Source organism: Rhodococcus sp. Q, from assembly GCF_005503035.1.
Classification (GTDB): domain Bacteria; phylum Actinomycetota; class Actinomycetes; order Mycobacteriales; family Mycobacteriaceae; genus Rhodococcus_G.
The window spans coordinates 36731-62567 of record NZ_SCOY01000022.1 but is presented as its reverse complement, the minus strand read 5'-3'; the positions used below and the strand labels follow the sequence as shown (position 1 = coordinate 62567).

The window sequence follows — 25837 nt, the reverse complement described above, 5'->3', positions numbered from 1 at the left end:
TGCTGCTACTCACAATCCGAGAATCGAGGAGGAGATGATGTTGCGCTGAACCTCGCTCGAGCCGCTGTAGATGGACACCTTGCGGTAGTTCAGGAAGACGGGTGCGCTGCGCTGAGCCCACTCCGGGGACGCGATGTCGTCGCCGGCGTCGAACGCCAGCGAGTCGGGGCCTGCGACATCCATGAGGATCTCGGTCGCGGCCTGCTGCAGTTCGGAGCCGCGCAGCTTGAGCAGCGACGACGCCGGGTTCGGCTTGCCGTCGGCGGAGCTGGCGACGACGCGCAGCTGGGTCAGCTCGAGTGCGACGAGCTCGTTCTCCAGTTCGGCGAAGCGGGCGGCGAACAGCGGGTCGTCGAGGAGCGAGCCGTCACCGACCTTGGTCTCGGCGGCGTACTTCTTCGCCTTGGCGAGCTTGGCCTTGCTGGCACCGGTGCGGGTGACGCCCGTCCGCTCGTTTCCGAGCAGGAACTTGGCGTAGGACCAGCCGGCGTTCTCCTCGCCGACAAGGTTCTCGGCGGGGACGCGCACGTCCTCGAACCACACCTCGTTGACCTCGTAGCCGCCGTCGATCAGCTTGATCGGGCGGACGGTGATTCCCGGGGTCTTCATGTCGATGAGCAGGAACGAGATGCCCTGCTGACGCTTCGGGGCATCGGGGTCGGTGCGCACGAGGCAGAAGATCCAGTCGGCGTGCTGACCGAGCGTGGTCCACGTCTTCTGACCGTTGACGATCCAGCTGTCACCGTCACGGACGGCCTTGGTCTTGAGCGACGCCAGGTCGGAACCCGCCTCGGGCTCGGAGAAGCCCTGGCACCACCAGATGTCGAGGTTCGCGGTGCCGGGGAGGAACTTCTCCTTCTGCTCCTGCGAACCGAAGGCCGCGATGACCGGGCCGACCATGTCGGCGTTGAAGGCCAGGGGGTCCGGGACGGACGCGAGCTGCATCTCGTCGAGGTAGATGTGTCGCTGGACCGGCGTCCAGTTCTTGCCACCCCACTCGGCAGGCCAGTGCGGCACCGCGAGCCCGTTGGCGTTGAGGATCTTCTGCGTCGTGACGAAGTCTTCCTTCGTCAGCTCGCCGCCCGAGGCGCGCTCACGGATCTCCGCCGGGATCTCGGTGGCGAAGAAGGTGCGCAGTTCGTCGCGGAACTTCAGTTCCTCGTCGGTCAGTTTCAGATTCATGGCGTGCTTTCTGTGTCAGATCGAAGGCTGCCTTCGCCGGGGACGCGAGGGGCGGCCGCGTTTCGCCTGCCGGTGAGCGCCGAAAATAAGCGCTCGCTCATTATCTAAGCGCATGCTTATACTCACCCTGCAGTCTGCCGTTGTCAAGGCCGACAGGCGGAAGGGAGGGACCCGTGAGCGACACGAGCGCGGCGAGCACGAATGCGCATCACCTCACGACACCCAACACGGTGGTCAGTACCTCGAAGGCGGCCGCGCGCATCCGCGTCGCCGCCGCCGAGGCGTTCGCGGAGAACGGCTACGGAGGCACCACCACCCGCGACATCGCCGCCCGCCTCGGGCTGTCGCCCGCCGCGATGTACCCGCACTACAAGTCGAAGGAAGAGCTCCTCTTCGCGATCAGCTACGAGGGCCACCTCAAATGCGTCGAACTCCTCACCGAGGCCGACGAACCGGGCGCCGCGCCCACTGCCCGGCTGGTCTCCGTGGTCAGCGCGTTCACCAGCTGGCAGGCCACGCACCATGTCCGCGGCATGGTCGTCCAGTACGAACTCACGGCGCTGTCCCCCGAGCACTACCGCGAGATCCTGACCCTGCGCCGGGAGATCAGCCGCATCATCGAACGGATCATCCGCGAGGGCGCGCAGGACGGCTCGTTCGTCGTTCCCGACGTCGCGGGCGTGAACCTCGCGATCAACTCCCTGTGCGTCGACGTGTGCCGCTGGTTCCCCGGCGGCGGGTTCACCGACCCCGATGCGGTCGCCGACCTCTACGCGGAACTCGCACTGCGGCTGGTCGGCGCGACGCGCTGAGGCCAAGTCCGGTCAACGGCCGGGGCGGGCCTGCAGCGCGATGATGTCGCCGTGTAGCAGGGCCTGGTATCCGAGGATCAGTTCGTCGACCCCGCCGATCTGGTCGCCGACGTGATGTGTGTTCTCCGTGGACAATTCGCGATTCCCCGCGCGCGCGACGAGATCGTCGATCCGCGAGTCCAGACTCATGGACCGCTGCACCGCGGCCAGCGACCGCAGCTGCTCCTCGGCCTCGCCGAGCAGGTCACCGATGCGGGCGAGCGCGGCGACCCGTTCGACCAGTTGGTCCCACACCGGCGCGAGTGCCCGCTGCCGCGACCTGATCTGCTCGCGGGCCGCGTCGCCCCGTACCGCGGCCAGTGCCGCCGTCAGCTCGGCCCCGATCCCCCGCAGCGCGACGGTGTCGACCGCGATCTGCGTCAACTCGTCGGCGAGGTCGAGTTGTACCCGCTGCACCATGAAGTGGTCGGAATGCCAGGCCGCCGAACCGTCGATCCGGTCGTACAGCGCGCCCGCCAGGAACAGGAGCGCATCGAAGCGGTCCTCGAACCGTTCCGGCTGACCGACGCCGACCGCACCGCCGAGCGCCTCCGCGGCACGACGCCCCGCCGCCGCCCACGGCGTCCGTTCCGCCAGGCCCGCCAGGCGTTCCGCCGCGACCGTCACCGCGGCGGCCGTCGCCTGATCGGTCCGCTGCTCCGACACGGGCGCGGGCGTTCGCGCCAACGCGTCGAACAGGACTTCACGCTGCCGCGGCTCGAGGTGCACCTGATCCCGTCGGTCCCGCCGGATCGTCCGGACACCCGTCGCGTAGTGCGCGGGTGAGTGCACGAACTTCGCGCGGGCGGAGAGCAGTTTCCGCTCGACGTCGCCCGCCCGCGCCGCGGCCAGCACCTGCATGACGCCCGGACGCATCGACTTCGCCTTGTCGTCGAGCCGCACGTAGTCGTCTGCGAGCGCGCGCAGGCGACCGAAGCCTCCGATGTCGGGCAGGGGGCGGCCCTGACGGCGACGGTTGGCGAGCACGTCACGGGTGGGCTCGTCCAGGTAGCCGGCGGCGAGGAGCACCGCCGCGTCCGCCGACAGGTCCTGCCGGAAGCCGTCGACCCGCGCCTCCTCGCACCAGCGTCGCACCTGTGCGGTGATCCGCGCCCGCCGCTGCGTCGCGTCCATCGGTCCTCCCGGAGTCCATGCGTGGTCACTCCACTGTTCCAGAACTCGGCGACGGGCGCCCGTGCGAACTCCGGCCGGGCGTCGACTCAGTCGCCGGGCAGGCGACGCCCGGCTCGCGCGGCAAGGACGATGTCGCATCCGAGGACATCCGCGACGGCCACCAGGACGTCCAACTGGACGGTGGCCCGGCCCGATTCGATGGCCTGCACACTCGAGCGCGACACACCGGCCATCGCCGCGAGCCGGGTCTGGGTGAGGCCGAGTTGCAGGCGCCGCGACGTGAAGCCGTCGGCGATCTGCCCCGCGGGCGGGCGTGCGCTCCGCCGCGGACGTGACTTCGTCGCCGCCGTCGGCGGGCCGGGTTCGGTCACCGCGAACCAACTCCTCGCGTCGATTCGTGCAGTCTGCGCCGGTCCTCTTCCCGTGTCCAGGTGCTAACCTGCGGCGACCATGACTTTTCTGGCGCTGGTCCGGCACGGCGAGACCGAGTGGAACGCGGAGCGACGACTGCAGGGCTCGTCCGACATTCCGCTCAACGACACCGGCCGCGCCCAGGCAGCGGAGGCCGCCGCACTGCTGACCGGAAGCACCTGGGACCTGCTGGTCAGCTCGCCGCTGTCCCGGGCAACGGAGACCGCGGACATCATCGGCACCCATATCGGGCTCACCCGGTCGGCCACCTTCCCCGGCCTGGTCGAGCGCCATTTCGGCGAGGCCGAGGGCGCCACCGACGAGGACCTGTGGGACCGCTGGCCGGACGGCCGCTACCCGGGGATGGAATCGCGGACCTCGATGACCAACCGTGGGCTCGGTGTCCTCGACGAACTCGCGGTCCGACACCCCGGGGCGTCGGTGGTCGCGGTCAGTCACGGCGGACTGATCCGGTCCGTGATCGGCGCGGTCAGCGGACTGTGGGCGCCGCGGATCCCCAACGCGGGCATCACCACTTTCCACCACGACGGACGGCAGTGGAACCTGCGCACCGTCAACGGATACGGCGTGGCGGAGCGCGCACCCGTCGAATCGTGACCTCCGCGTGGGACACTCGTGCGGTGCGACGAGTCCCCCTGGCCGCAGCGGCGGCCCTCCTGGCAGCGTTGTCGTTCACCCCGCCCACGTCGGCAACTCAGGCGTCGGCCCCGGCGGGCTGCGTCCCGTTCGGTACCGCACAACTGCCGCCGGGCGTCCCGTCCGGTGGCGGGCACCTCGGCCTGACCGCCCTTCCCGAGCATCAGGGCGCCGACGCCCCGTCGAGTGTCGAATTGCGCACCCCGACAACGCAGTTCAACAGGTTCTTCGACTTCGTGCTCGTCGGCAACGCTCTCCTGGTCAGGCCACGCGAATCCACGGAGCCGTGGCGATACGTCCCGATGCCGGAGTGCCTGCGTGGGCGCCTCGTCGGCATCTCGCTGGACGACGACGAACTGGTCGCGGTGGACGAGTCCGGGTGGATGTACACGATGGACAACGCGTCGCAGGACCCGATCTGGTGGAACTGGACGTCCGCGTGGGGCGCACCGCTGTGGCTCGACTCCGGGCAGCAGGTGCCGGACGCCCGGCCGGGCAAGTGGGCGCTGAGCGTCTCCTCCCCCACCGACAACCAGACGTACACCGACATCGCGGGCCGCATCCACTACGTCGGGTTGGGCAAGATGACGATGGTTCCGGCGCTGACCGGGGACGGCAGCCGCATCACCTACGCCGATCCGTGGCTGCCCAACGACGACAGTTACGAGATCGGTGGGCCGCTCGGCGGCCGGTTCCGCGCGACCGCGCTGTCCGCTGCGGGATCGACCACCTTCGTGACCAACGAGTTCGGCGACATGTACACCCGCACCTTCGACTTCGACTCCTCCGGCTCCGACTCGATCTTCTTCCGCTACAGCTGGGACGACCAGAGCGGCAAGCCCACCGCACCGAACCTGGTCGTGGAGACGCTGGACCGCAGCACCGCGGCCATCCAACTACCCGCCCCGGCATGGGTTCACCAACCGAAGATCCCCGGCGAGATCACGTCCGCGATCAGTGTGCACTCCACCGGGCCCGGCCCCGGTCGGCGGGAGCTCCGCGTGGAGGGCAGCCGGGACGGCGAGGACGGGTTCTGGCACAAGGATCTCGACGCACCCTCCTGGACGTTCACCCCGACCGGCGCTGCCCGGCTGGGCACGCCGCTGCAGAACTCGCCGCAGGACCGATCCGCCGACACCCTCGCCCCGCCCGCTCCCTGGAACCTGGGCGCGTCGCTCCCTGCGCGGGACGGGTCGATCGACGCACAGGTACTGGTCGACATCGGATTCCCGTACTCGGTGGTCGATCCGAGGATGCTGGACGCGGTGGGCAGCCACGCGGCGCCGTCCGGATACCGGCTGGAGGTCACGGCCTTCGACCCCGCCGCCACCACCCGTCCGGCGACCGTCGTCGCACCCGACGGTTCCCGGATACCGGTGCTGATGCATACCGCGGACGGCCTGCGGATGACCCCACGCGGACCGGGTCTCGACAACGATCCGCGTCACCTGATCGGCGCGATCGCGATCCCCGAGGACAGCGCGGCAACCCCGGCGCGCGATGCGTTCGTCCGAGACTGGATGCGCGGCAAGATGATCGCCCCGATCACCCTCAGCGCCACCGACTCGGACCTGGTCGTGCGGTGACGAACCGGTGGTGCGCTGACGTCGTGCGGCCTACCCTGGACGGATGAGCGGACGGAATCTCCGTCTGTGGACGGCGATCACGGCGGCGGCACTCCTGGTTCCGATCGGGTGCGGCTTCGATGCCGACGGCGCCGTCGCCGATCCGAGCACCGGTGTCGCGGACCCGAGCACCAGTGTCACGGACCCGAGCACGACGGACCCGCCCACCACCGATCCGACGTCGAGCGAACCTGCTCCGACGACGCGCACGACCTCTGCGCCGAGAACCACGACCAGGAAACCGACGACCCTCGAGCGTCCCGTCCTCCCCACCGGCCTGCCCGTGGTCGCCAACGCGTTTGCCGCACCGTCCGATGCGGCCGCGTTGACGGTGACGGACATGCGAGTGGAATCGCAGGCGGGCGTGGTCCACGTCGTCTACGTGTTCGCCGGCACCGGAACGCCCGGATGGAACGTCCGCTACGTCGACAGCGCGGTCCAGGACGGCAGCGGCAACGTCCTCGACCTGGCCGGCGAATCGGTCATCGAGGTGTCGTTGACCGGGACGGGCTATCCGTTCGACACCGGCGTCACGCCGTACGCCGGTCCGAATCCGTTGCCCGGCACCGGTGTGGTGTCCGAGGTCCGGCTCGCGACCGTGTTCGAGGGCGTCACCCAGTCGTTCATCGGAGTCGAGACGTCCCCTCGCCCGGCCTCCGTGTCGATGGCGACCGACCCGGTGCGGGTGGTCGTCGAGATTCAGCCGTAAGTTCGGAGTGTCAACACATTTCGTGGCGCTCCCGGCAGGTTTCGCGGGTTCCGCGAAACGGGTGTGCGCAGGCTCCGGGACGCCCGCTAGGGTCCACCCGTGGACAAGATCTCAGACCTGGATCGCTTCATCCCCGTACCCGATCCGCGTCCGGTCGACGGCCCGTGGCCGGAACTGACGTGGCCGATCCCCGCCGATGCGGAGCTGACGGGCGACGTCGTGCACCTGTCGGCGCCCGACCCGGACGCCGACGCCGCCGAATTGTTCCGGGCCCTCGACCACGACGCGGTGTGGGCCCACATCCCCCTTCGGCCCGGCAGTGCCGAGGAACTCGCGGAACTGCTCACGACGTGGGCGGCGGCGCCGGATTGGCACGCCTGGATCGTGCGTCTGCGGCGCGACGTCGGGGACACGCGCGCAGGTTCGATCGTCGGCATGACGTCGTACCTGAACGCGAACGTGCGTGACGCGGGCCTCGAGATCGGGGCCACGACCTTCACCCCGGCGGTGTGGGCGAGTGCGGTGAATCCGGAGTCCAAGCGGCTGCTGCTCGGCTACGCGTTCGACACCTTGCATGCCGGGCGCGTCCAACTCAAGACCGACACCCGGAACCACCGCTCGCAGCAGGCCATCGCCCGGCTCGGCGCGCAGTACGAAGGAACGCTGCGGCGCCACTTCCGCCGCACGGACGGCAGCGTCCGCGACACCGTCATGTTCTCGATCACCGCGGAGGACTGGCCGCAGGTGGACGAGCGCCTGGCCGCCCGCCTCCGCGACGCGGACTAGACGACGGTGCCGGCGGACGAGTAGTCCGCCGGCACCGTCGTGCATCGAGAACTAGATTCCCGCAATCGCTTCCAACGGCTTGGTCCGTGCGGCGCGAACCGCGGGCCACAGCGCCGCCAGGACGCCGACGACGCCGGATCCGAGAAGCATCGCGACGACCTGACCCCACGGCACCGCGACGGTGCCGAGGCCCTCGTCGGCGAGGGTACGGACGAAGCCCCACCCGAACGCGAGTCCCAGGAGCACGCCGACCGCGGCGCCGAACACGGCGATGAGCACCGACTCGAGGTAGATGATCCGGCGAACCTGCGGGCGCTGCATGCCGACGGCGCGCAGCATGCCGATCTCGCGACGACGTTCGACAACCGACAGTGCAAGCGTGTTGACGATGCCGAGGACAGCGATCACGACCGCGAGTGCGAGCAGCCCGTAGAGGACGGCCAGCAGGGTGTTGATCTGCTGGGCCTGCTCACCCTTGAATTCCTCGCGGTCCTTGACCTGCACCACGAGGAACGGATCGCTCGCCTTCTCGAGTTCACCGCGCAGGGCCGGGATGTCGGTGCCCGGCGCCGCCTTCACGAGGACCGCCAGGTCGGCGCGCATCACGGCGGGCACCAGCTGCTCGTACACCGACTCGGACGTGAACCAGTTCCCGAGGATCTGATTGTCGACGAGGATTCCGGTGACGGGGGCGGTGACCACGACGCCGTCCTTGTTGGACATCGTGACGGGGGTTCCGAGGGTCCACCCCTTCTCGGCCGCGAACGACTCCGAGGCGACGACGACGTCACCGTCGAGTGCGGCGCTACCCGCCCGAAGTTCGTAGTCGATGACGCCGTCCAACTGGCCACCGATTCCGGTGCCGAAGGTGTCCTCGTCGTCGATGGTGACGGGCAGTCCCTTCAGTGCCACCGCGTCCGCGACTCCGGGAACCTCGGCGACGGCGTCGGCGGCGCCGACCGGAACACCGATCTGCGGCGGCCCGGTGAGGATGTAGTCGGCCGAGATTCCGCTGTCGACGAGTTCGTCGACACTCGCCTTCGCGGACGAGCCGAAGACGCCGATCACGGTGACCAGCATCAGCCCGAGGGTGAGGGCGAAGGCGGTCGCGGCGGTGCGGCGAGGGTTGCGGACGGCGTTGGTCCGGGCCAGCCTGCCGACGGCGCCGAACGGCCGGGCGAACACCGCGCCGAGCGCGCCGACCACGGGGCGCGACAGTGCGGGCGAGCCGAGCAGGACGGCGAGGATCAGCACCGCGGCGCCCGCTCCGACAGTCGCTGCCGCACTGCCGCCGGTCCCCTGCGACCCGAGCACCAACAGCGCGCCGCCGAGGACGGCGAAGACCACACCGACGACCGTGCGCACGCGCAGGGAGTCGCCCGTGGACGCGTGCTCTTCGCGCATCGCGGCGACCGGGGGGATCCGTGACGCGCGTCGAGCGGGCGCGTACGCGCTGACGACGGTGACGAGGACACCGATGACGATCGCGACGATGACCGTGCGGGGCTCGAGTTGCAGTGAGCCGGTGGGCAGTCCGACGTCGAACGCGTTGAGCATGGCGCGCAGACCGTACGCGAGCAGGACGCCTGCGCCGATACCGATCAGGCTGCCGAGCAGACCGACGATGAAGGCCTCGGTGACCACCGACCGTCCCACCTGTCCGCGACTGGCACCCACCGCGCGGAGCAACGCGAGTTCGCGGAGCCGCTGCGCGACGATCATCGAGAAGGTGTTGTAGATGATGAACGTGCCGACGAGTAGCGCGATCGCACCGAACGCGAGCAGGAAGTAGTTCATGAACTTGAGCGCGGAGGTGACCTCGGCCTTGACGTCCTCACGGACCTCGGCGCCGGTCTGCACCTTCGCATCCGGCAGTGCGGCGGCGAGCTCGTCGCGCAACTGTTCCTGGCTCAGGCTGCCGTCCCCCGCGACGTCGACGTAGTCCACATGCGCACCGTCGGTGAACAGTTCGGTCGCCTGGGCCGCCGGGAACAGTGCTCCGACGAATCCGCCGGTGTCCGTGGGTACGGAATAGATGCCGCTGATCGTGACCCCGAGAACGCCGTGGGCGGGGACGAGCACCTGGGTGGTGTCACCGACCGTGAGGCCGGCGCGTTCGGCACCGCCCTCGTTGAGCGCGATCTGCCCCGGCTCGGTGGGCGGGGTGCCCGCGACGAACGTCTCGGGCTCGCCGAGCGCCTGGTCCGGCGGGATGTAGGAGGAGCCCATGCTGGGTGCGCCACCGGTCTGAACCGGGGCCTTGTCGGCGCCGAGCAGCACGATCTGGCCGTCGACGGCAGGCACGACCGCCCGCACCGACGGGAGCGCCTCGACGGTCGCGACGTCGGCCAGCGGGACACCGATCGACCCCTGCTCCTGGGCGGACACGCGGACGTCGACGCCCTTCGCGGCATCCTCGAAAAGTCCGTTGAACGTGCGCTGCAGGGTGTCGGTGAAGACGAACGATCCGGTGACGAATGCGGTGCCGAGAACGACGGCGAGCACCGTCAGTACGAGCCGCACCTTGTGGGCGGCAAGATTGCGCAAGGACACCTTGCGCATGGGGTTCTGCGTCAGGTTCGCCACGACTCAGCTCCGCACCCGGGCCCGGTCGTCGAGGCCCTTCATCCGGTCGAGCACGGTTTCGGCGGTCGGCTCGCGCAGTTCGTCGACGATCTGACCGTCCGCGAGGAACACGACCCGGTCCGCGTAACCCGCGGCGCGGGGGTCGTGGGTCACGATGACGACGGTCTGCCGGAATTCGTCGACCGCTGCCCGCAGGATCGAGAGCACCTCACCGGACGAGTGCGAGTCGAGGTTGCCCGTGGGTTCGTCACCGAAGATGATCTCCGGCTGACCGGCCAGTGCGCGGGCGCACGCGACGCGCTGCTGCTGTCCGCCGGACAGCTCGCTGGGCCGGTGCCCGAGCCGGTCGGTCAGTCCGAGGCGGGTCAGGACGGAGTCGAGCCACTCCTGGTTCACCTTGCGTCCCGCGATGTCGAGCGGCAGCGTGATGTTCTCCAGTGCCGTCAGCGTCGGGACGAGGTTGAACGACTGGAAGACGAAGCCGATGCGGTCGCGGCGTAGCGCCGTCATCTGCTTGTCGGACAGTCCGGTGAGGTCGGTGTCGCCGATCACGACCGATCCCGACGACGCCGCGTCCAGGCCGGCGAGGCAGTGCATCAGGGTGCTCTTGCCGGAGCCACTCGGTCCCATGATCGCGGTGAACTCGCCGCGCGCGAAGTCGACGTCGACACCGCCCAGTGCGGTGACGGCGGTTTCACCCGACCCGTACGTCTTGGTGAGGTTCACCGCGCGTGCGGCGACCTCCTCGGATGTCGGGTCGGGTACGGCGTGCGCGCTCATGACGGCCTTCCTGAAAGTCCAGGGGTCGCCGGACCGGCCGGCCCGACCCGTCCATCCTTACCGGCGACACCGACACCCGCCATCGGGGACCACCCTGATCTTCGGGATCGGGGTGGCCCCTGGCCGGGTCAGGCCCGCGGCCGCAGCGTGGCGTAGGCGACGCCCGCCGACACGACCATGAGGACCGCACCGATTCCCGAGGTGAAGACGACGCCCGTGTCGAATGCTGCGTGCGCCGAGTCGAGCAGCGCGGAACCCTCCGCGGCCGGAAGTCCGGTCGCGACGTGGTGCGCGCCGCCGAGCGTCTCGGCCGCGAGGGACGCCGCAGCGTCGTCGACGCCCGCGGGCACCGTCAGGTGCGCCCGGTACGCCGCCATGAGGATCGACCCGAGCACAGCGGTGCCCAGCACCGCGCCGAGCTCGTACGCGGTCTCGGAGACGGCCGACGCTGCGCCCGCCTTCTCCGGCGCGACGCTGGACACGATCATGTCGTTCGAGATCGTCTCGGCCGCACCGATGCCCGCACCCAGGAGCGCGAACGCGACCACGATCGCCGTCGTCGAGGTCGGCGACACGAACGCGAGGACCGTCAGGTATCCGAGCGAGGACATCGACAGTGCGATCACGACCACGATCCACGGCTTGACGTGGCGGACCAGCGGGACGACGGCGAGTCCGACCGCGACCGTGAGTGCGAGGCCCGGCAGCAGCGCGACGCCGGCCTGCATCGGACTGAGTCCGACCACCAGCTGGAGGTGCTGCGAGGTGAAGAACAGGAAGCCGACGAGGGAGAACACGCTGAGCAGGTTCACCGCGACGGCACCCGAGAACGTCGGGAGCCGGAACAGACGCACGTCGAGCATCGGGATGTCGCGCTGCAGCTGACGCCGGACGAACAGGATCGACGCGACGACACCGACGACGGCGGGGATGACGGTCTGACCGAGCGGTCCGCCGTGGGCAAGGTTCTTGACCGCGTACACGATCGGGGCGAGCGCGACCAGTGACAGCAGGATGCTCGTCGGATCCACCGGACCCGGATTGGGGTCCTTGGATTCGGGCACGAAGATCGGTGCGAGGATCAAGAGCGGGATCAGGACGACCACGGCGAGCAGGAACACCGAACCCCACCAGAAGTGCTCCAGCAGGAATCCGCCCACGATCGGACCGAGCGCGCCGCCTGCAGCGAAGCACGCCGCCCAGACCGCGATGGCGAGCCGGCGCTGGTTCGCGTCGAGGAAGATGTTGCGGATCAGCGAGAGCGTCGGCGGCATGATCATGGCGCCGAAGAATCCGAGTACGGCGCGCGCGGCGATCAGCGCCTCGGGCGTCGGCGCGTACGCGGCGAGGACGGAGACGGCGGCGAACCCGGTGGCGCCGATGAGCAGCAAGCGGCGTCGACCGAAGCGGTCACCCATGCTGCCCATCGAGACGAGCAGGCCGGCGAGCACGAGCGGGTAGATGTCGACGATCCACAGCTGCTGGGCACCGGTCGGGCCCATCGACGACGAGATCGACGGCAGCGCGAAGGCGAGAACGGTGTTGTCGACCGACACGAGCAGCACCGGCAGCATGAGCACTGCCAGCGCGATCCAGCCGCGCGCGCCCACCGAGGGTGCGTTGGTGGTCTGTTCGCGATGAATGAACGTGGTCGACATACTTTTCGGCTTTCTTCTTCGTGACGGCGTCCGACAGCGGCGATCGAACTTCGTTACTGTACCAGCTGGACGGTACAGTAACCCGCTCGCAGCGGGTGGATGTGGGTAGCATCTCCATTCGTGCCCCGCCCACCCGCTGCCCGCGCCAAGCTCCTCGACGCGTTCATCACGATCCTCAACGAGCAGGGCGAGCGCGCCGCGACCCTCGAGGCCGTGGCCACCGCGGCGGGCGTCTCCAAGGGCGGACTGCTCTACCACTTCGGCTCCAAGGACGCCCTCGTCGACGGACTGATGGCGCACCTGGTCGACCTGGCCGACGAGGACGTGGCAACGATGCGGCAGGCACCCGAGGGCGCGGCCGCTTATTACGTCCGCAGCTCCAACTTCGAGGATTCCGCACTGGACCGGGCGATCGTGGCCGCCACCCGGCTCAGCCAGGGCGAGAACGCCGCCGCGCAGCAGGCACTGCTCCGCATGCAGCAGGGCTGGTTGGACGCACTCACCGACGAGGTTCGGGACCCCGCGGTGGCCCGGGCGATCATCCTCCTCGGCGACGGCCTCTACTACCGCGCCGCGTTCGGAGGCAAGGTCCTCGCCGCCTCCACCGAGGAGATGGACGACCTGCTCGGGATCGTCCGCCGGATCGTCGACGGAGGCGCCACGGCCTAGGCTGGACGGCATGCGCATCGGAGCCCACGTACGCCAGGACGACGACCCGATCGGTGCCGGCGAGGCCCTCGGAGCCGACATCGTGCAGCTGTTCCTCACCGACCCGCAGAAGTGGAACAAGCTGACCCCGCACCCGAGGACGGAGCAGATCCTCGCCTCCCCCATCGACGTGGTCGTGCACTCGTCGTATGTCATCAACGTCGCGTCGCTGAACAACAGGATCCGCATCCCGTCCCGCAAGTCGGTCACCGAGCAGGCGAAGGCCGCCGCCGATATCGGCGCCATCGGACTGGTGGTGCACGGCGGTCACGTCCGCGACGGGGAAGACCAGGCCGAGGGATTCGCCAACTGGCGCAAGCTGTTCGAACGCGAAGCCGACAAGGGCGGATTCGCGGTGCCGATCCTCATCGAGAACACCGCAGGCGGGGAGGCGGCGATGGCGCGGCACTTCGACGACATCGCCCGGCTGTGGGACGAGGTCGGCGACTTCGGCGCGGGCTTCTGCCTCGACACCTGCCACGCGTGGGCGGGCGGCGAGGACCTCGTCGGGGTCGTCGAGCGGGTCAAGGCGATCACCGGACGCATCGACCTGGTGCACCTGAACAACTCTCGCGACGAGTTCAACTCGGCGCGGGACCGGCACGCCAACCTCGCGGACGGCACGATCGACGCGGAGGTGCTCGCCGAGGTCGTGCGGACCGCGCAGGCCCCGGTGATCCTCGAGACCCCCGCCGACGGCATCGCCGACGACCTCGCGTACCTCAGGCGCTGACGCGCGTGTGCGCCTTGCCGGTAGTCCTGCCACCGACAAGGCGCACACGCACCGAAGACGCCTACAGGTTTTCGGCGATCTCCTTGATGCGTGCCAGTCGGGTGTCCCACTGCGCGCCGATGGCCTCGAGCCGCCTGCCGACCGCGCCGAGCACCGAGCCGAGCGCGCGGTAGCGGATCTCGCGGCCCACCGGAACCCGCTCGACCAGGCCCACCCCTTCGAGTGCGACGAGGTGTTTGGCGATCGCCTGCCTGCTCACCGGGAGGCGATCCGCCAGGGCCGACGCGGACAGGTCCTCGCTGCCGAGCAGTTCGAGGATCTCCCATCGGGTGTCGTCGGCGAGCACCGCGAACACCGCCGTGGGTGAGTCGGGCCCGCTCACACCGATACGGCTTCCAGATAGGCGACGAGTTCGTCGAGTTCGCCGTCCCAGCCCTGCCGGTTGCTCTCGAGCTGACCGCGGCGAGTTTCCTCTTCGTCGCTGAGCCGGTCGAAGCCGGTCTCGACAACCGTGAGCACCGTGGTCTCCCCCTCCTCGGCCAGGGTGAAACGCGCCTCGGTGGCCCGGTCGAAGTCGAAGTCGCCACCCTGCGTGAACCACCGGTAGGCGAAGGTCTCCGGCTCGTCGACCTCGGTGATCTCGAGCGGGAACTCGCCGTGGCCGTCCCAGCCGAAGCTGCCGCGGGCGCCGACTTCGAGTGCGTCGATGCGCGCGGTCTGGCCGAACCACTTCGCGATGTGGGCGGGGTCGGTGAGTGCGCGCCAGACCTTGGCGCGTGGTGCGCCGACGACGACTGTGCGGCTGACGGTGTACCGGTCGGTGTCGACGACTGCTGCCTGGGTGTTCGTCATGTCCTTGGCTCCTGCCATGCGATGAACGAGCTTGGATGCAACTCAATGGTTGCACTAAACCTGCTCATGTGCAACCCAGCAGTTGCATTCAATGCAGGCGAGTCCTTGCGATCCACACACGGGCTCACCTCGATTCGATCGGGTACCGTGCGTCCCTTGCCAGGCAAACCGCATTCGGACAACGGGGGAAAGCCGATGACCGCAGTATCCACCGACATTGCATCGACCGCTTCCGTCCGATGGCTCGACTGGCAGGTGGACGCCGATGCGATCACCGAGCTCCGCAGGCTCGTCTACGTGGACGAACAGAGCATCGACGACGACATCGTGCACCATTCACACGACTCGTCCGGAATCCATCTCGGTGCCGTGGCCGACGGTGTCCTGGTTGCACTCGTGTCCGCATGGATCTTCCAGACCGGCGACCCACATCTCGACGACCTCGGGTTGGAACGGGTGGACGGCGTGACCATCCAAGTGGGAAAGCGTCTCGAACGGCGCGAGGTTCGTCGGTCCGGCCTGTCCGAGGACATGACCGCGTGGCTCGTCCGGCAGGCGTACGAGACTTACCTACCGAGCCGCCTGATGCTGATCCTTCAAGGCGTCCACAAGACCTTGGAGACCGTCTACGAACGGACGTTCCTGGTCCACCGCCACTCCGCGCACGGCCTGCCGACCGACCCGCGGATCCTGATGGAGGGCTCCGGCCCGGACCGCCTCGACGCGATCTACCGACGGATGCGGCACATGACCACGGCTACGACCCGAATCGACAACCGACGCCCGTCGCTCGTCAAACACCTTGCCGACACGGGCCGCACCGACCAGATCGGGTACGAACGCCTGGATCGCGAGAACCTGTACGAGGCACCACTCGACCTTTCTGCGGAGTTGCCCCGACTGCGGCATCAGAGCAGTTTGCTCGCTGCCGTCCAAGCACCAATTCTCGACGGCATCGCATTCCCTGACGCCACCGAAGATCCGCGGACCGTGGTCGACCTCGGAACGGGCCCCGGCGACTACCTCGCACTTACCGCCCGCCACCGAAAGTTCGCCGGCTACACCGTGGTGGGCATCGAGCCTTCACCACGTATGCGCGCGATCGCGCACACCGACCATCCCGAACTGACTGTCACCGATGGGTCGGCGTATCGAACCGGCCTCCCTACCGGGTCAGTCGACGTGGTCACAGCTCAGTTCGTGTTCATTCACCTTCGGAACGTCGACCTCGCGTTGATGGAGATTTCCCGAATTCTGGCTCCGGGCGGCGTCTTCCACGTCGTGGACGTCAACGACGACGGTTTCGTGGGTCCGAAAGCGATCTCCGACGTTGTTGCCGCGCACGCGTCGACTAATAGCGGTCGCGCTTGGGCTTGCCCTTGTCGAAACGCGGCTTGCCCTTGCCGTGCGGCGGCCGCTGCCCGGGCGGACCCGAGTCGGGAGTGAGCTGGATCAGGACGCCGGAGATCCGGGTGCTGCGCAGCGCCTCGAGGGTCTCGTTCGCGAGGTCCGCGGGCAGTTCGACGAGACTGTGGTCCGGCCGGATGCTGATGTGCCCGAAGTCGCTGCGACGCAGACCGCCCTCGTTGGCGATGGCACCGACGATCGCGCCCGGCACCACCCGATGCCGCTTGCCGACCGCGATCCGGTACGTCGCCAGTTCCTGACCGTCGCGGTTGATCTTCGGTCCCTCGTCGAACTTGCGCGGCGGCCGCTCGCGCGGTTCACGTTCCTTGCGCGGCGGGGCCGGCGGCTCCGGCTCCATCAGGAACGCTTCGCCGTCACGCGACTGCACGGCGAGTGCCGCCGCGATGTCGGCGAGCGGGACGTCGTGCTCGCGCTCGTAGTCCTCGATCATCCGACGGAACAGTGCGAGGTTGTCGGAGTTCAGGGACGCGGTGATCGAGTCGCCGAACTTCGAGACACGCTGCGCGTTGACGTCCTCGACGGTCGGCAACTGCATCTCGGTCAGGGGCTGCCGGGTCGCCCGCTCGATCGCCTTGAGCAGGTGCCGTTCGCGCGGAGCCACGAACAGCAGGGCGTCGCCGGTGCGCCCGGCGCGGCCGGTACGGCCGATGCGGTGCACGTACGACTCGGTGTCGTGCGGGATGTCGTAGTTGACGACATGCGAGATGCGGTCGACGTCGAGGCCGCGGGCCGCGACGTCGGTGGCGACGAGAATGTCGAGGGCACCGGACTTGAGCTGGCCGATCGTCCGCTCACGCTGCGCCTGAACGATGTCGCCGTTGATCGCGGCGGCCGAGAATCCGCGTGCACGAAGCCGTTCCGCGAGGTCTTCGGTGGCCTGCTTGGTGCGGACGAAGATGATCATCGCCTCGAACGCCTCGACCTCGAGGATCCGGGTCAGGGCGTCGAGCTTGCGCTGGTGCGCGACCTGCACCCAGCGCTGCGTGATGTTCGTTGCGGTCGACGTCTTGCCCTTGACGGTGATCTCGACCGGATCGTGCAGGTACTGCTTGGAGATCTTGCGAATCGCGGGCGGCATCGTCGCGGAGAACAGCGCGACCTGCTTGTATTCCGGGGTTTCCGCGAGGATCTTCTCGACGTCCTCCTGGAAGCCCATCTTCAGCATCTCGTCGGCCTCGTCGAGCACCAGGTAATCCAGGTGCGAGAGGTCGAGGGTGCCCTTCTCCAGGTGGTCGATCACGCGGCCGGGAGTGCCGACGATGACCTGCGCGCCGCGCCGCAGGCCGGACAGCTGGACTCCGTAGGACTGACCGCCGTAGATCGGCAGCACCTGCAGGCCGGGAATGTGCGCGGAGTACTTGCCGAACGCCTCGGCCACCTGCAGCGCCAGCTCGCGGGTCGGTGCGAGCACCAGCGCCTGCGGCCGCTTCTGGTCGGTGTCGATGCGGGACAGGATCGGGACGGCGAACGCGGCCGTCTTACCGGTTCCGGTCTGGGCGAGGCCGACAACGTCGTTGCCTGCCATCAGCGGCGGGATGGTGGCTGCCTGGATCGGCGACGGCGACTCGTACCCGACGTCGCTCAGTGCCCGAAGCACCCGATCGTCGATGCCGAGGTCGGCAAAGGTTGTGCTGTCGGTTTCCGGCTCGGGGTTCTGCTCGGTGTCACTCATTTCACCTGGAGTTTAGTCGATCGACCGGAGTGCGGCCGACTCGAAGCCACCCACCCCCGTTAACCCTGATCACGAACACCGGCACAATGCGGGTCAGCATCCGCCTCTCGACCACCCCCAGGAGCGCCCGTGTCCGACACGCCGATCCCCACCCACTGGTACAACATCGCGGCTGACCTGCCGGTCCCGCCGCCGCCGCACCTGCACCCGGGGACCAGGGAACCGGTCACGCCCTCGGACCTCGAGGCCCTGTTCCCGTCCGCGCTCATCGCGCAGGAGGCGGCCACCGAGCAGTACATCGAGATCCCCGAACCGATCCGTGAGGTCTACAAGACGTGGCGCCCCGCGCCGCTGATCCGGGCTCGCGAATTCGAGAAGGCGCTCGGCACCCCGGCACGGATCTACGTCAAGTACGAGGGCGTGAGCCCCGTCGGCAGCCACAAGACCAACACCGCGGTCGCGCAGGCGTACTACAACGCCCAGGACGGCGTCACCAAGATCACCACCGAGACCGGCGCGGGCCAGTGGGGCTCCGCACTGTCGTTCGCCTGCGCGAAATTCGGCATCGACCTCGAGGTGTGGCAGGTGCGGGCGTCGTACGACTCGAAGCCCTACCGCCGCTTCCTCATGGAGACCTACGGCGGCACGGTGCACCCGAGCCCCTCGACGCTCACCGCGTCCGGCCGCAAGATCCTCGAGGAGTTCCCGGACACCCCGGGCAGCCTCGGTATCGCCGTGTCCGAGGCCATCGAGGTCGCGGCATCGGACCCGCAGACCCGCTACGCACTCGGCAGCGTCCTCAATCACGTTGTCCTGCACCAGACCGTCATCGGCCTCGAAGCGGTCGAGCAGCTCCGCGCCGCGGGCGAGGAGAACGCCGACGTCGTGTTCGGGTGCGCTGGAGGCGGTTCCAACCTCGCCGGCCTGGCGTTCCCGTTCATCCGCGAGGTCCTGCACGGCCGCGCGAACACCCGGATCATGGCCGTCGAGCCGGCCGCCTGCCCGTCGATCACCAAGGGCGAGTACCGCTACGACCACGGTGACGTCGCGGGACTGACGCCGCTGATGAAGATGCACACCCTCGGCCAGGACTTCGTCCCGGACCCGATCCACGCGGGCGGGCTGCGCTACCACGGCATGGCGCCGCTGCTCAGCCACACCGTCGAGCTCGGCTACGTCACCGGCCAGGCCGTCGACCAGACCGACTCCTTCGCCGCGGGCGTCCAGTTCGCCCGTGCCGAGGGCATCGTGCCCGCTCCGGAGTCGTCGCACGCCATCGCGGCCTGCGCCGAGTACGCCAAGACGCTGACCGAGCCCGAGGTCCTGGTCATCGGCCTGTCCGGACACGGCATGCTCGACCTGCCCGCGTACCACGCGTACATGGAAGGCAACCTCGTCTCCACTGCCGAGTGAGAGCCTCACCCGGATGAGCCTCGCTGCCGGGCGACCGACGACGGTCGCCCGGCAGAATGGGTCCATGGTCGAAATCGCAGTGGCCCAGTTCTGCTCCGGCACCGACAAGCACGAGAACCTGGCAGCGGTGCGCAATCTCGTCGGGGAGGCCGCGGCCCGTGGCGCGCAGGTGGTCATCGCACCCGAGTACGCGATGTACACCGGAGCCCGGGTCGACGAACAGCTCGTCACGTCCGCCGAACCTCTGGACGGCCCGTTCGTCACCGGAATACTCGGCATCGCATCCGAGTTCGGCGTGCACGTCGTCGTGGGTGTCAACGAGTCGCTACCCGGTGACGACCACGTGTCCAACACCCTCGTGGCCGCCGCACCGGACGGCACGATCGCGGCCGTCTACCGCAAGATCCACCTCTACGACGCATTCGGCTACCGGGAGTCGGACGTCATTCGCGCCGGCGAGATCACCGCCCCGGCCACCTTCACCGTCGACGACCTCACCTTCGGCATGCAGACCTGCTACGACCTGCGATTCCCCGAGGTGACGCGGCGCATCGTCGACGCGGGCGCCGAGGTCCTCGCACTGCCCGCGCAGTGGGTTCCCGGTCCACTCAAGGAAGACCACTGGACGACACTCGTCCGAGCCAGGGCGATCGAGAACACCATGTACGTCGCCGCTGCCGACCAGAGCGCCCGCGGCGGGTCCGGCAACTCGATGATCGTCGACCCGATGGGCGTGGTCCTCGCCTCGCTCGGCGAGCAGGTCGGCACGGCCCGCGCCGAGGTCAGCGCCGCCCGGATCGCCGAGGCCAGGGCGAAGAACCCGGCGCTGGACCTGCGCCGCTTCGACGTGGTCGAACGTTAGACACAGCGACGTGGTCGAGCGATAGGCCGCACAGCCCGCGCGGCGTAGCGTCGAAGGCGAAATGCTCTACGCCACCCGCGCCGAGGCCGGCCGCGAACTGGCCGCCTCCCTGACGCACCTGCGTGACACCGAACCGCTGGTGCTCGGGTTGCCGCGTGGTGGCGTCCCCGTCGCCGCCGAAGTCGCCCGCGCGCTCGGCGGCGACCTGGACGTGATCGTCGTCCGCAAACTCGGTTTGCCGTGGCAGCCGGAGCTCGCGATGGGCGCGATCGGCGAGGAACACGTCCGCGTACTCAACGCGGACGTGATCGCGCAGTCACGCGTCGCCGAGTCGGCACTCGCGGACGTCGAGGTGTCGGAGCGACGCGAACTCGACCGCCGCGTACGACTGCTCCGCGGTGACCGGCCTGCCGTCCCGGTCGCCGGACGGCTCGTGGTGATCGTCGACGACGGCATGGCGACCGGCGCGACCGCCGTCGTGGCGTGCCGGGTCGCGCGAGCGCGCGGCGCCGACCGGGTCGTGGTCGCGATGCCGGTGTCCTCGGACGAGGCGGTGACGCGACTCGACGACGAGGCCGACGAGGTCGTGTGCCCGCTCGTGCCGCGCTGGCTCGGCGGCGTCGGCGGCGCCTATCGGGATTTTCACCAGCTCACCGATGCGGAGGTGAGGACTGCATTGCGTTTGTGATCTACACCTCGCCCGGCCTCGCTGGACGGCCAACATGCCAGTTCCCGAGACTTTCGGTAACAGTAATCTCGTTTCTTGGAGATTACATCCGGTCAATCCGGACAACGAAGACTGTGCACCGTCCCCTACGATGTGATCCAATGCACACCCGTACCGATCAGTAGTTCCTGGAGGGATCCTCAGTGCGAGAGTTCGAAGTTCCGCAGTCGTTTACCGTTCCAGACGACATCTCGATGGCTGACACGGTGTTCCGCTACGAGAAGGAATGCCCGCAGCACGTCCCCTTCAAGAAGTTGGTGGGCGGCAAGTGGGTGAACGTCACCGCCGCCGAGTTCGCGGGCGAGGTCGCGGGCGTCGCCAAGGGCCTGATGGCGTCCGGCGTCGAGCTCGGCGACCGGGTCGCGATCCTGTCGGCCACCCGCTACGAGTGGGTCGTCCTCGACTACGCCATCTGGACCGCGGGCGGATGCACCGTCGCGATCTACGAGACGTCCTCGCCCGACCAGGCGCAGTGGATTCTCGAGGACTCCGCGACCGCCGTGCTCGTGGTCGAGACCGCGAAGCACGCCGAAGCCGTCAAGGACGTCGCCGAAGCCGCCCCCGCGTTGCGCGAGATGCTGCAGATCGAGGCGGGCGCCCTCGACGAGCTCACCTCCCGCGGCGCGACGATCACCGACGAGGCGCTGCACGAGCGTCGCGCGCAGGTGAACGCGTCCTCCCCCGCGACGCTGATCTACACCTCCGGCACCACCGGCCGCCCGAAGGGTGTTCAGCTCACCCACGGCAACTTCAGCGCTGAGGCGAAGGCCGTGAAGTTGGCACTCGACGATGCGATGGCCGAGGGCCAGGCGACGCTGATGTTCCTGCCGATGGCGCACGTGTTCGCTCGCGCGATCTCGTTCGGCGCGTTCGAGAACAAGGTGACCGTCGGCCACACCTCGGACCTGACGACGCTCGTCGACCAGTTCGCCGTGTTCAAGCCGAACTTCATCCTGTCGGTGCCGCGCGTGTTCGAGAAGGTCTACAACTCGGCCAAGCAGAAGGCCGAGGACGGCGGCAAGGGCAGTATCTTCGCCAAGGCCACCGAGACCGCCATCGCCTACAGCGAGGCACTCGAGACCGGCGGCCCCGGCTTCGTCCTCAAGCTCAAACACGCCCTCTTCGACAAGCTGGTCTACGGCAAGCTGCGCGCCGCTCTCGGCGGCGAGTGCGACCGCGCGGTCTCCGGCGGCGCCGCACTCGGTGCCCGTCTCGGCCACTTCTTCCGCGGCATCGGCGTTCCCGTCTTCGAGGGCTACGGACTCACCGAGACCAGCGCCGCGATCACCGTCAACACCACCGACGCGCAGAAGGTCGGCACGGTCGGCAAGCCGATCAACGGCCATGCCGCGAAGATCGCCGACGACGGCGAACTTCTGGTCAAGGGCCCGGTCGTCTTCAACGGGTACTGGCACAACGACGCCGCCACCGCCGATTCGATCAAGGACGGTTGGTTCCACACCGGCGACCTCGGGTCCATCGACGACGAGGGCTTCGTCTCGATCACCGGCCGCAAGAAGGAAATCATCGTCACCGCGGGCGGTAAGAACGTCGCCCCGGCTGTGCTCGAGGACGCCCTGCGCGCGCATCCGCTGATCAGCCAGTGCCTGGTCGTCGGCGACGCGAAGCCGTTCATCGGCGCGCTCATCACCATCGACCAGGAGGCACTGCCCGGCTGGTTGGAGCGCAACAACATCGCCGCCGACCTGCCGATCGCCGAGCTCGTCAAGCACGCCGAACTGGTCGCGGAGATCGACGCAGCAGTCGCCGAGGGCAACAAGAAGGTCTCCAACCCGGAGCAGATCAAGAAGTACCGCATCCTCGATGTCGACTTCACGATCGAGACCGGTGAGCTGACACCGACGCTCAAGCTCAAGCGCAACGTCATCCACGATTCGTTCGGGACCGCCATCGAGGCGATCTACTCCTGACGTTTCGCCCCGCGCCGGGGCAATGGTGTGACTGAATGGGTCGCCTCCCTCGGGAGGCGGCCCATTCCCCGTTTCATGTGAGGAGTTCGGATGCTGACCGTGCAGGACATCCTGGTGTACGACCCGAAGGTCGAGTTCTACAACGCGCTCATGATCGCGTTCGGGTCGAGCGACAAGGTGATCAACACCTAGGACGGCGGCGGCCGCTACGCGGCGACGAGACCCTCGTCCCGCGTGGCGCGCCGCGCGGACAGCGCGACGAGCGCCAGACCGACTGCGATCCACCCCGCGAGCACCGCCAGTGCGGGCCCTGCCCCGGCGCCGTCGAAGAAGGCCGCCGAACGGATGGCGGTACCCGCGGCGCCTATCGGCAGGAACTGACCGATCGCACCCCACGGCTGTGGCAGCCACCAAGGACCGGTGGCGAGGCCGGACAGCGGGTTTGCGACGAAGACCATGATCACGGCACCGATCGCGAGGCCTGGATACCCGAACAGCGATTCCAGGCCGAGGACGACGAGCGAGATCGCGGCGATGCCGAGTGCGACACCTGTCGCCGTGAGCCAGAACGAGCCGTCGATCGAGCCGAGCCAGAACTGCAGGATCGCTGTGATGGTGACGCCCGCGACCGCGGAGAACCCGATCGAGCCGACGACGCGCAGCGTCCGGCTGTGTTTGAAGAGGGTGACGAGCCCGACCGCGGAGATCATGCCACCGAAGGCGAGCGGGAGGGCGAGCGCGGACAGCCCGGAGCCGACCGGGTCGTCCTCGGTGAGCGGCACCCGGTCCGTGTACGTCACCGGCTGCCCCTTCGCCGCGAGGCCGGCACCGATGGACCGCAGCAGGGGCGCGTACGGGGCTCCGGCCGCGGACGCGGTCTGGATCACGGCTCCGTCAGGCGTGATCGAGATTCCACCGACCGCGTCACGTGCGGTGATCGCGTCGGCCACCGCCGCCGCATCGGCGTGGCGCGTGACGTCGAAGCCGCCAGGACTGGCGGCGTCGAGAGCCGCCTCGAGATTCGCGAGCGCGGAGTCGGGGCCGGACACGGCGACAGGCAGGTCGTGGGCGCCGGAGTTCACGGCCGGGGCGGCGAATGCCAGCAGCATCAGGGACACGGCCAGCGTCAGCCCGGCGACGACCCCGACGAGTACGCGCGGGCCGGGTGTCCGCTTCGTCCCCGAGGCCGAGGAATCATGTGCTGCGGTCATCACCGCTCCATAAGTGATAGATGTTTACTCCGATTAAGTGGGAGTGTAATACTCCGCTTGCGTGGTCACAATGGTGTCGTGGAGAAGAGGTCGACGTGAGAGCCGATGCGAAGGCCAACCGCGACGCCGTCGTGTCCGCGGCCCGCCGACTCGTCGCGTCCCGGGGCACGACGGTGTCCGTGAACACCATCGCCGCCGAAGCCGGAGTGGGAGTCGCAACTCTCTACCGACACTTCGCCACCCGCGACGACCTGCTCTACGCGATTGCCGTCGACACCCGAGAGCGCATCGCCGCGATCATGGATCGGTACTGCGCCGAGGTGACCCCAGACCCGGAGACGTGGTGGACGTCGTTCGTCCGCGAGGTCGCGGCCCTGCGCCCCGGCGCCCTGATCTCGGTGGTGACGGACGCCCTCGCCGAGGGCGTCGACGTGTCGAAGTTCGTGGCGCTGCGAACCGAGGCGCTCACGTCCATCGACGCGGTCGTGTCACTCGCCAAGGGCGCGGGGGTGGTGCGCGCAGACCTGACGGCCGTGCAGTTCCAACTGGGGCTGGCCACGGTCACCCGGCCGCTGCCGACCGGCGTCGACCTTCCCGACCTCGCCGAACACGAACGCTGGCTCGTCGAGATCTACATTCGTGGACTGCGTCCCTGACTCGCCCTGGCGAGCACCGGCAGCGCCTGCGCAGCGGTGGCCCGCCACGACTGGGTGACCGTGGGTGTCAGGTCCGTCGGCTCCGGGTTGATCTCGACGACGGTCGCGCCGGCTCGCAGGGCCCGCAGCGGCAGCTCCGCCGCCGGGTAGACCACCGCTGAGGTTCCGACCACGACCATCAGGTCGCAGTTCTCCACCGCGTCGACGGACGCCTGCCAGGCGTCGGCGGGCAGTTCCTCCCCGAACCACACCGCACCGGGACGGACCGGGGCCGTACAGGACTCGCACGACGGCGGCGTGATTCGCTCCGCAGGCTCGTCGCGCAGGTTGTCGAAACGGGCGTCGTCGAGGTCCGCTGCCAGCCCGCAGAGGCAGCAGCGCGGCGCGTAGAGACTGCCGTGCAGGTGCGCCGCCACCGTGGATCCGGCTCGCTCGTGCAGGTCGTCGACGTTCTGCGTCAGCACCGTCACGTCGGCGGTGTCCGCCCACTCGGCCACAGCCCGGTGCCCCGCGTTCGGCTGCACCCGTCGCACCAGCGCCGCCCGCCACTCGTACCACGCCCACACCAGCGCCGGATCCTTCTCCCACGCCTGCGGCGTCGCCAGTTCGGTCGGGTCGAAACGTTCCCACAGCCCGGTCAACGCGTCCCGGAACGTCGGCACCCCCGACTCCGCGGACATCCCCGCACCGGAGAACACCGTGACCCGCTCGGCGGAACGGACGACGTCGAGGAGTGCCGGGTCAGGTTGAATGGGCGCCATGTCGACGATTGTGCACCCCGTCCCCGAGGGCGACCGACCACTCGGGTTCGGCGACGGGTTCGCCAAGCTGCTGCTGGTGTCCCCCGATCCCGGTGCCGAACCCCGACTGTTTCGCGCCCTGCACGTGGCGGGGGTCGCCGCCAGGTCCGGCGGCCGCGACGACGCGGACCAGAAGCTCTTCGGCGCCCGCATCGTCGGTGACCCGGCAGCCGAGTGGGCGAACCTGCGGCCGTGGGTGCGGGCGGTGGTCGCGTTCGGCCCGGAGGCGTGGGCGGCGACGCTGGACGCCCTGGCAGTGGATGGGCCCACGTTCGCCCCGGGCAACTCCGTGTCCGGCGGCGGGGTGACGATTCTCGGACACCCGGCCCTCGACGACCCCGAGTTCACGGACTCGGCTCTCGCCGATGCCCTGTCCACCGCCCAGGACCGCGCCGGCCTCACCTGGGGTTGCGGAGGCAGCTCCGTCACCCGCAACCGGGAGGCGCCCCCAACCCTCGCCTGATC

General features: G+C 69.0%; 25 protein-coding genes. 14 read left to right on the top strand and 11 right to left on the bottom strand.

Annotation, left to right across the window (positions count from 1 at the left end; genetic code table 11):
* Positions 1-9: 9 nt before the first annotated feature.
* Positions 10-1182 carry an acyl-CoA dehydrogenase family protein gene (locus FFS72_RS18880; protein ID WP_137875366.1) on the bottom strand — a complete coding sequence of 391 codons (1173 nt, stop codon included), beginning with the start codon at positions 1180-1182 and terminating at the stop codon, positions 10-12.
* Between the two features lie 173 nt (positions 1183-1355).
* On the opposite strand from FFS72_RS18880, the gene FFS72_RS18875 reads away from it, so the two are divergent.
* Positions 1356-1994: a TetR/AcrR family transcriptional regulator gene (locus tag FFS72_RS18875; protein WP_137875365.1), complete on the top strand. Its 639-nt coding sequence runs from the start codon at positions 1356-1358 to the stop codon at positions 1992-1994.
* Positions 1995-2006: 12 nt separating this feature from the next.
* Here FFS72_RS18875 and FFS72_RS18870 read toward each other — a convergent pair whose 3' ends face one another.
* Entirely contained in the window at positions 2007-3167 is a 1161-nt protein-coding gene (locus FFS72_RS18870) for a hypothetical protein (protein ID WP_137875364.1), read from the bottom strand.
* 86 nt (positions 3168-3253) lie between these two features.
* Positions 3254-3538: a helix-turn-helix transcriptional regulator gene (locus tag FFS72_RS18865; protein ID WP_137875363.1), complete on the bottom strand. Its 285-nt coding sequence runs from the start codon at positions 3536-3538 to the stop codon at positions 3254-3256.
* A gap of 79 nt (positions 3539-3617) precedes the next feature.
* Here FFS72_RS18865 and FFS72_RS18860 point away from each other — a divergent pair, with 79 nt between their 5' ends.
* The 4 genes from FFS72_RS18860 to FFS72_RS18845 all read left to right on the top strand — a co-directional run bounded on the left by FFS72_RS18860 (position 3618) and on the right by FFS72_RS18845 (position 7355).
* The gene (locus tag FFS72_RS18860) at positions 3618-4196 is read left to right on the top strand and encodes a histidine phosphatase family protein (protein ID WP_137875362.1); all 579 of its coding nucleotides are present in this window, start codon (positions 3618-3620) and stop codon (positions 4194-4196) included.
* Positions 4197-4219: 23 nt separating this feature from the next.
* Positions 4220-5821, top strand: coding sequence for a hypothetical protein (locus FFS72_RS18855; RefSeq protein WP_249353402.1), 1602 nt, complete (start codon positions 4220-4222; stop codon positions 5819-5821).
* 43 nt (positions 5822-5864) lie between these two features.
* A complete protein-coding gene (locus FFS72_RS18850; protein ID WP_137875361.1) occupies positions 5865-6569 on the top strand; it encodes an AMIN-like domain-containing (lipo)protein in 705 nt (234 codons plus the stop codon).
* Positions 6570-6668: 99 nt separating this feature from the next.
* On the top strand, positions 6669-7355 hold the full coding sequence (locus FFS72_RS18845) for a GNAT family N-acetyltransferase (RefSeq protein ID WP_249353401.1): 687 nt from the start codon (positions 6669-6671) through the stop codon (positions 7353-7355).
* A gap of 51 nt (positions 7356-7406) precedes the next feature.
* On the opposite strand, the gene FFS72_RS18840 is transcribed toward FFS72_RS18845, so the two are convergent.
* The 3 genes from FFS72_RS18840 to FFS72_RS18830 all read right to left on the bottom strand — a co-directional run bounded on the left by FFS72_RS18840 (position 7407) and on the right by FFS72_RS18830 (position 12379).
* Positions 7407-9917 carry an ABC transporter permease gene (locus FFS72_RS18840; protein WP_137875376.1) on the bottom strand — a complete coding sequence of 837 codons (2511 nt, stop codon included), beginning with the start codon at positions 9915-9917 and terminating at the stop codon, positions 7407-7409.
* Positions 9918-9944: 27 nt separating this feature from the next.
* Positions 9945-10721: an ABC transporter ATP-binding protein gene (locus tag FFS72_RS18835; RefSeq protein ID WP_050063228.1), complete on the bottom strand. Its 777-nt coding sequence runs from the start codon at positions 10719-10721 to the stop codon at positions 9945-9947.
* A 128-nt stretch (positions 10722-10849) separates the two neighbouring features.
* On the bottom strand, positions 10850-12379 hold the full coding sequence (locus tag FFS72_RS18830; RefSeq protein WP_137875360.1) for an MFS transporter: 1530 nt from the start codon (positions 12377-12379) through the stop codon (positions 10850-10852).
* A 120-nt stretch (positions 12380-12499) separates the two neighbouring features.
* On the opposite strand from FFS72_RS18830, the gene FFS72_RS18825 reads away from it, so the two are divergent.
* Together FFS72_RS18825 and FFS72_RS18820 are read left to right on the top strand one after the other, a co-directional pair.
* A complete protein-coding gene (locus FFS72_RS18825; protein WP_137875359.1) occupies positions 12500-13048 on the top strand; it encodes a TetR/AcrR family transcriptional regulator in 549 nt (182 codons plus the stop codon).
* A 10-nt stretch (positions 13049-13058) separates the two neighbouring features.
* Positions 13059-13820 carry a deoxyribonuclease IV gene (locus tag FFS72_RS18820; protein ID WP_137875358.1) on the top strand — a complete coding sequence of 254 codons (762 nt, stop codon included), beginning with the start codon at positions 13059-13061 and terminating at the stop codon, positions 13818-13820.
* A gap of 61 nt (positions 13821-13881) precedes the next feature.
* Here FFS72_RS18820 and FFS72_RS18815 read toward each other — a convergent pair whose 3' ends face one another.
* Positions 13882-14202 carry an ArsR/SmtB family transcription factor gene (locus FFS72_RS18815; RefSeq protein ID WP_137875357.1) on the bottom strand — a complete coding sequence of 107 codons (321 nt, stop codon included), beginning with the start codon at positions 14200-14202 and terminating at the stop codon, positions 13882-13884.
* Positions 14199-14672 (bottom strand): SRPBCC family protein, encoded by a 474-nt coding sequence (locus FFS72_RS18810; RefSeq protein ID WP_137875356.1) that lies wholly within the window; start codon positions 14670-14672, stop codon positions 14199-14201. Before FFS72_RS18810 ends, FFS72_RS18815 begins: the two co-directional genes overlap by 4 nt.
* Before the next feature lie 195 nt (positions 14673-14867).
* Here FFS72_RS18810 and FFS72_RS18805 point away from each other — a divergent pair, with 195 nt between their 5' ends.
* Entirely contained in the window at positions 14868-16118 is a 1251-nt protein-coding gene (locus FFS72_RS18805) for a class I SAM-dependent methyltransferase (protein ID WP_171018739.1), read from the top strand.
* On the opposite strand, the gene FFS72_RS18800 is transcribed toward FFS72_RS18805, so the two are convergent.
* Complete coding sequence (locus FFS72_RS18800; RefSeq protein ID WP_137875354.1) at positions 16024-17772, bottom strand: DEAD/DEAH box helicase; 1749 nt, start codon at positions 17770-17772, stop codon at positions 16024-16026. The two genes, FFS72_RS18805 and FFS72_RS18800, sit on opposite strands and share 95 nt — an antisense overlap.
* Before the next feature lie 129 nt (positions 17773-17901).
* Here FFS72_RS18800 and FFS72_RS18795 point away from each other — a divergent pair, with 129 nt between their 5' ends.
* The 4 genes from FFS72_RS18795 (at position 17902) to FFS72_RS18780 (ending at position 22705) form a co-directional block, all read left to right on the top strand.
* On the top strand, positions 17902-19185 hold the full coding sequence (locus FFS72_RS18795; RefSeq protein WP_137875353.1) for a TrpB-like pyridoxal phosphate-dependent enzyme: 1284 nt from the start codon (positions 17902-17904) through the stop codon (positions 19183-19185).
* Between the two features lie 64 nt (positions 19186-19249).
* A complete protein-coding gene (locus tag FFS72_RS18790) occupies positions 19250-20047 on the top strand; it encodes a carbon-nitrogen hydrolase family protein (RefSeq protein ID WP_137875352.1) in 798 nt (265 codons plus the stop codon).
* A 61-nt stretch (positions 20048-20108) separates the two neighbouring features.
* Positions 20109-20735, top strand: coding sequence for a phosphoribosyltransferase (locus tag FFS72_RS18785; protein WP_137875351.1), 627 nt, complete (start codon positions 20109-20111; stop codon positions 20733-20735).
* A 182-nt stretch (positions 20736-20917) separates the two neighbouring features.
* On the top strand, positions 20918-22705 hold the full coding sequence (locus FFS72_RS18780; RefSeq protein WP_137875350.1) for an AMP-dependent synthetase/ligase: 1788 nt from the start codon (positions 20918-20920) through the stop codon (positions 22703-22705).
* A 206-nt stretch (positions 22706-22911) separates the two neighbouring features.
* Here the strand turns inward: FFS72_RS18780 and FFS72_RS18775 are convergent, their stop codons facing one another.
* Positions 22912-23916 carry an ABC transporter permease gene (locus FFS72_RS18775; RefSeq protein ID WP_137875349.1) on the bottom strand — a complete coding sequence of 335 codons (1005 nt, stop codon included), beginning with the start codon at positions 23914-23916 and terminating at the stop codon, positions 22912-22914.
* Positions 23917-24011: 95 nt separating this feature from the next.
* Here FFS72_RS18775 and FFS72_RS18770 point away from each other — a divergent pair, with 95 nt between their 5' ends.
* Positions 24012-24572 carry a TetR/AcrR family transcriptional regulator gene (locus FFS72_RS18770; RefSeq protein WP_171018738.1) on the top strand — a complete coding sequence of 187 codons (561 nt, stop codon included), beginning with the start codon at positions 24012-24014 and terminating at the stop codon, positions 24570-24572.
* Here the strand turns inward: FFS72_RS18770 and FFS72_RS18765 are convergent.
* Entirely contained in the window at positions 24548-25333 is a 786-nt protein-coding gene (locus FFS72_RS18765; protein ID WP_137875347.1) for an SIR2 family NAD-dependent protein deacylase, read from the bottom strand. The genes FFS72_RS18770 and FFS72_RS18765 overlap by 25 nt on opposite strands.
* Here FFS72_RS18765 and FFS72_RS18760 point away from each other — a divergent pair.
* Positions 25332-25835, top strand: a complete 504-nt coding sequence (locus FFS72_RS18760; RefSeq protein ID WP_137875346.1) for a uracil-DNA glycosylase family protein — start codon at positions 25332-25334, stop codon at positions 25833-25835. The genes FFS72_RS18765 and FFS72_RS18760 overlap by 2 nt on opposite strands.
* Positions 25836-25837: the final 2 nt, after the last annotated feature.

Excerpts from the sequence above, each read along its gene's own strand:
- FFS72_RS18835 (WP_050063228.1), bottom strand. The coding sequence starts at position 10,721 with ATGAGCGCGCACGCCGTACCCGACCCGACATCCGAGGAGGTCGCCGCA.
- FFS72_RS18800 (WP_137875354.1), bottom strand. The coding sequence starts at position 17,772 with ATGAGTGACACCGAGCAGAACCCCGAGCCGGAAACCGACAGCACAACC.
- FFS72_RS18765 (WP_137875347.1), bottom strand. The coding sequence starts at position 25,333 with ATGGCGCCCATTCAACCTGACCCGGCACTCCTCGACGTCGTCCGTTCC.
- FFS72_RS18805 (WP_171018739.1), top strand. The coding sequence starts at position 14,868 with ATGACCGCAGTATCCACCGACATTGCATCGACCGCTTCCGTCCGATGG.
- FFS72_RS18880 (WP_137875366.1), bottom strand. The coding sequence starts at position 1,182 with ATGAATCTGAAACTGACCGACGAGGAACTGAAGTTCCGCGACGAACTG.
- FFS72_RS18760 (WP_137875346.1), top strand. The coding sequence starts at position 25,332 with ATGTCGACGATTGTGCACCCCGTCCCCGAGGGCGACCGACCACTCGGG.
- FFS72_RS18820 (WP_137875358.1), top strand. The coding sequence starts at position 13,059 with ATGCGCATCGGAGCCCACGTACGCCAGGACGACGACCCGATCGGTGCC.
- FFS72_RS18775 (WP_137875349.1), bottom strand. The coding sequence starts at position 23,916 with ATGACCGCAGCACATGATTCCTCGGCCTCGGGGACGAAGCGGACACCC.
- FFS72_RS18870 (WP_137875364.1), bottom strand. The coding sequence starts at position 3,167 with ATGGACGCGACGCAGCGGCGGGCGCGGATCACCGCACAGGTGCGACGC.
- FFS72_RS18810 (WP_137875356.1), bottom strand. The coding sequence starts at position 14,672 with ATGACGAACACCCAGGCAGCAGTCGTCGACACCGACCGGTACACCGTC.
- FFS72_RS18860 (WP_137875362.1), top strand. The coding sequence starts at position 3,618 with ATGACTTTTCTGGCGCTGGTCCGGCACGGCGAGACCGAGTGGAACGCG.
- FFS72_RS18850 (WP_137875361.1), top strand. The coding sequence starts at position 5,865 with ATGAGCGGACGGAATCTCCGTCTGTGGACGGCGATCACGGCGGCGGCA.
- FFS72_RS18830 (WP_137875360.1), bottom strand. The coding sequence starts at position 12,379 with ATGTCGACCACGTTCATTCATCGCGAACAGACCACCAACGCACCCTCG.
- FFS72_RS18790 (WP_137875352.1), top strand. The coding sequence starts at position 19,250 with ATGGTCGAAATCGCAGTGGCCCAGTTCTGCTCCGGCACCGACAAGCAC.
- FFS72_RS18785 (WP_137875351.1), top strand. The coding sequence starts at position 20,109 with ATGCTCTACGCCACCCGCGCCGAGGCCGGCCGCGAACTGGCCGCCTCC.
- FFS72_RS18840 (WP_137875376.1), bottom strand. The coding sequence starts at position 9,917 with ATGCGCAAGGTGTCCTTGCGCAATCTTGCCGCCCACAAGGTGCGGCTC.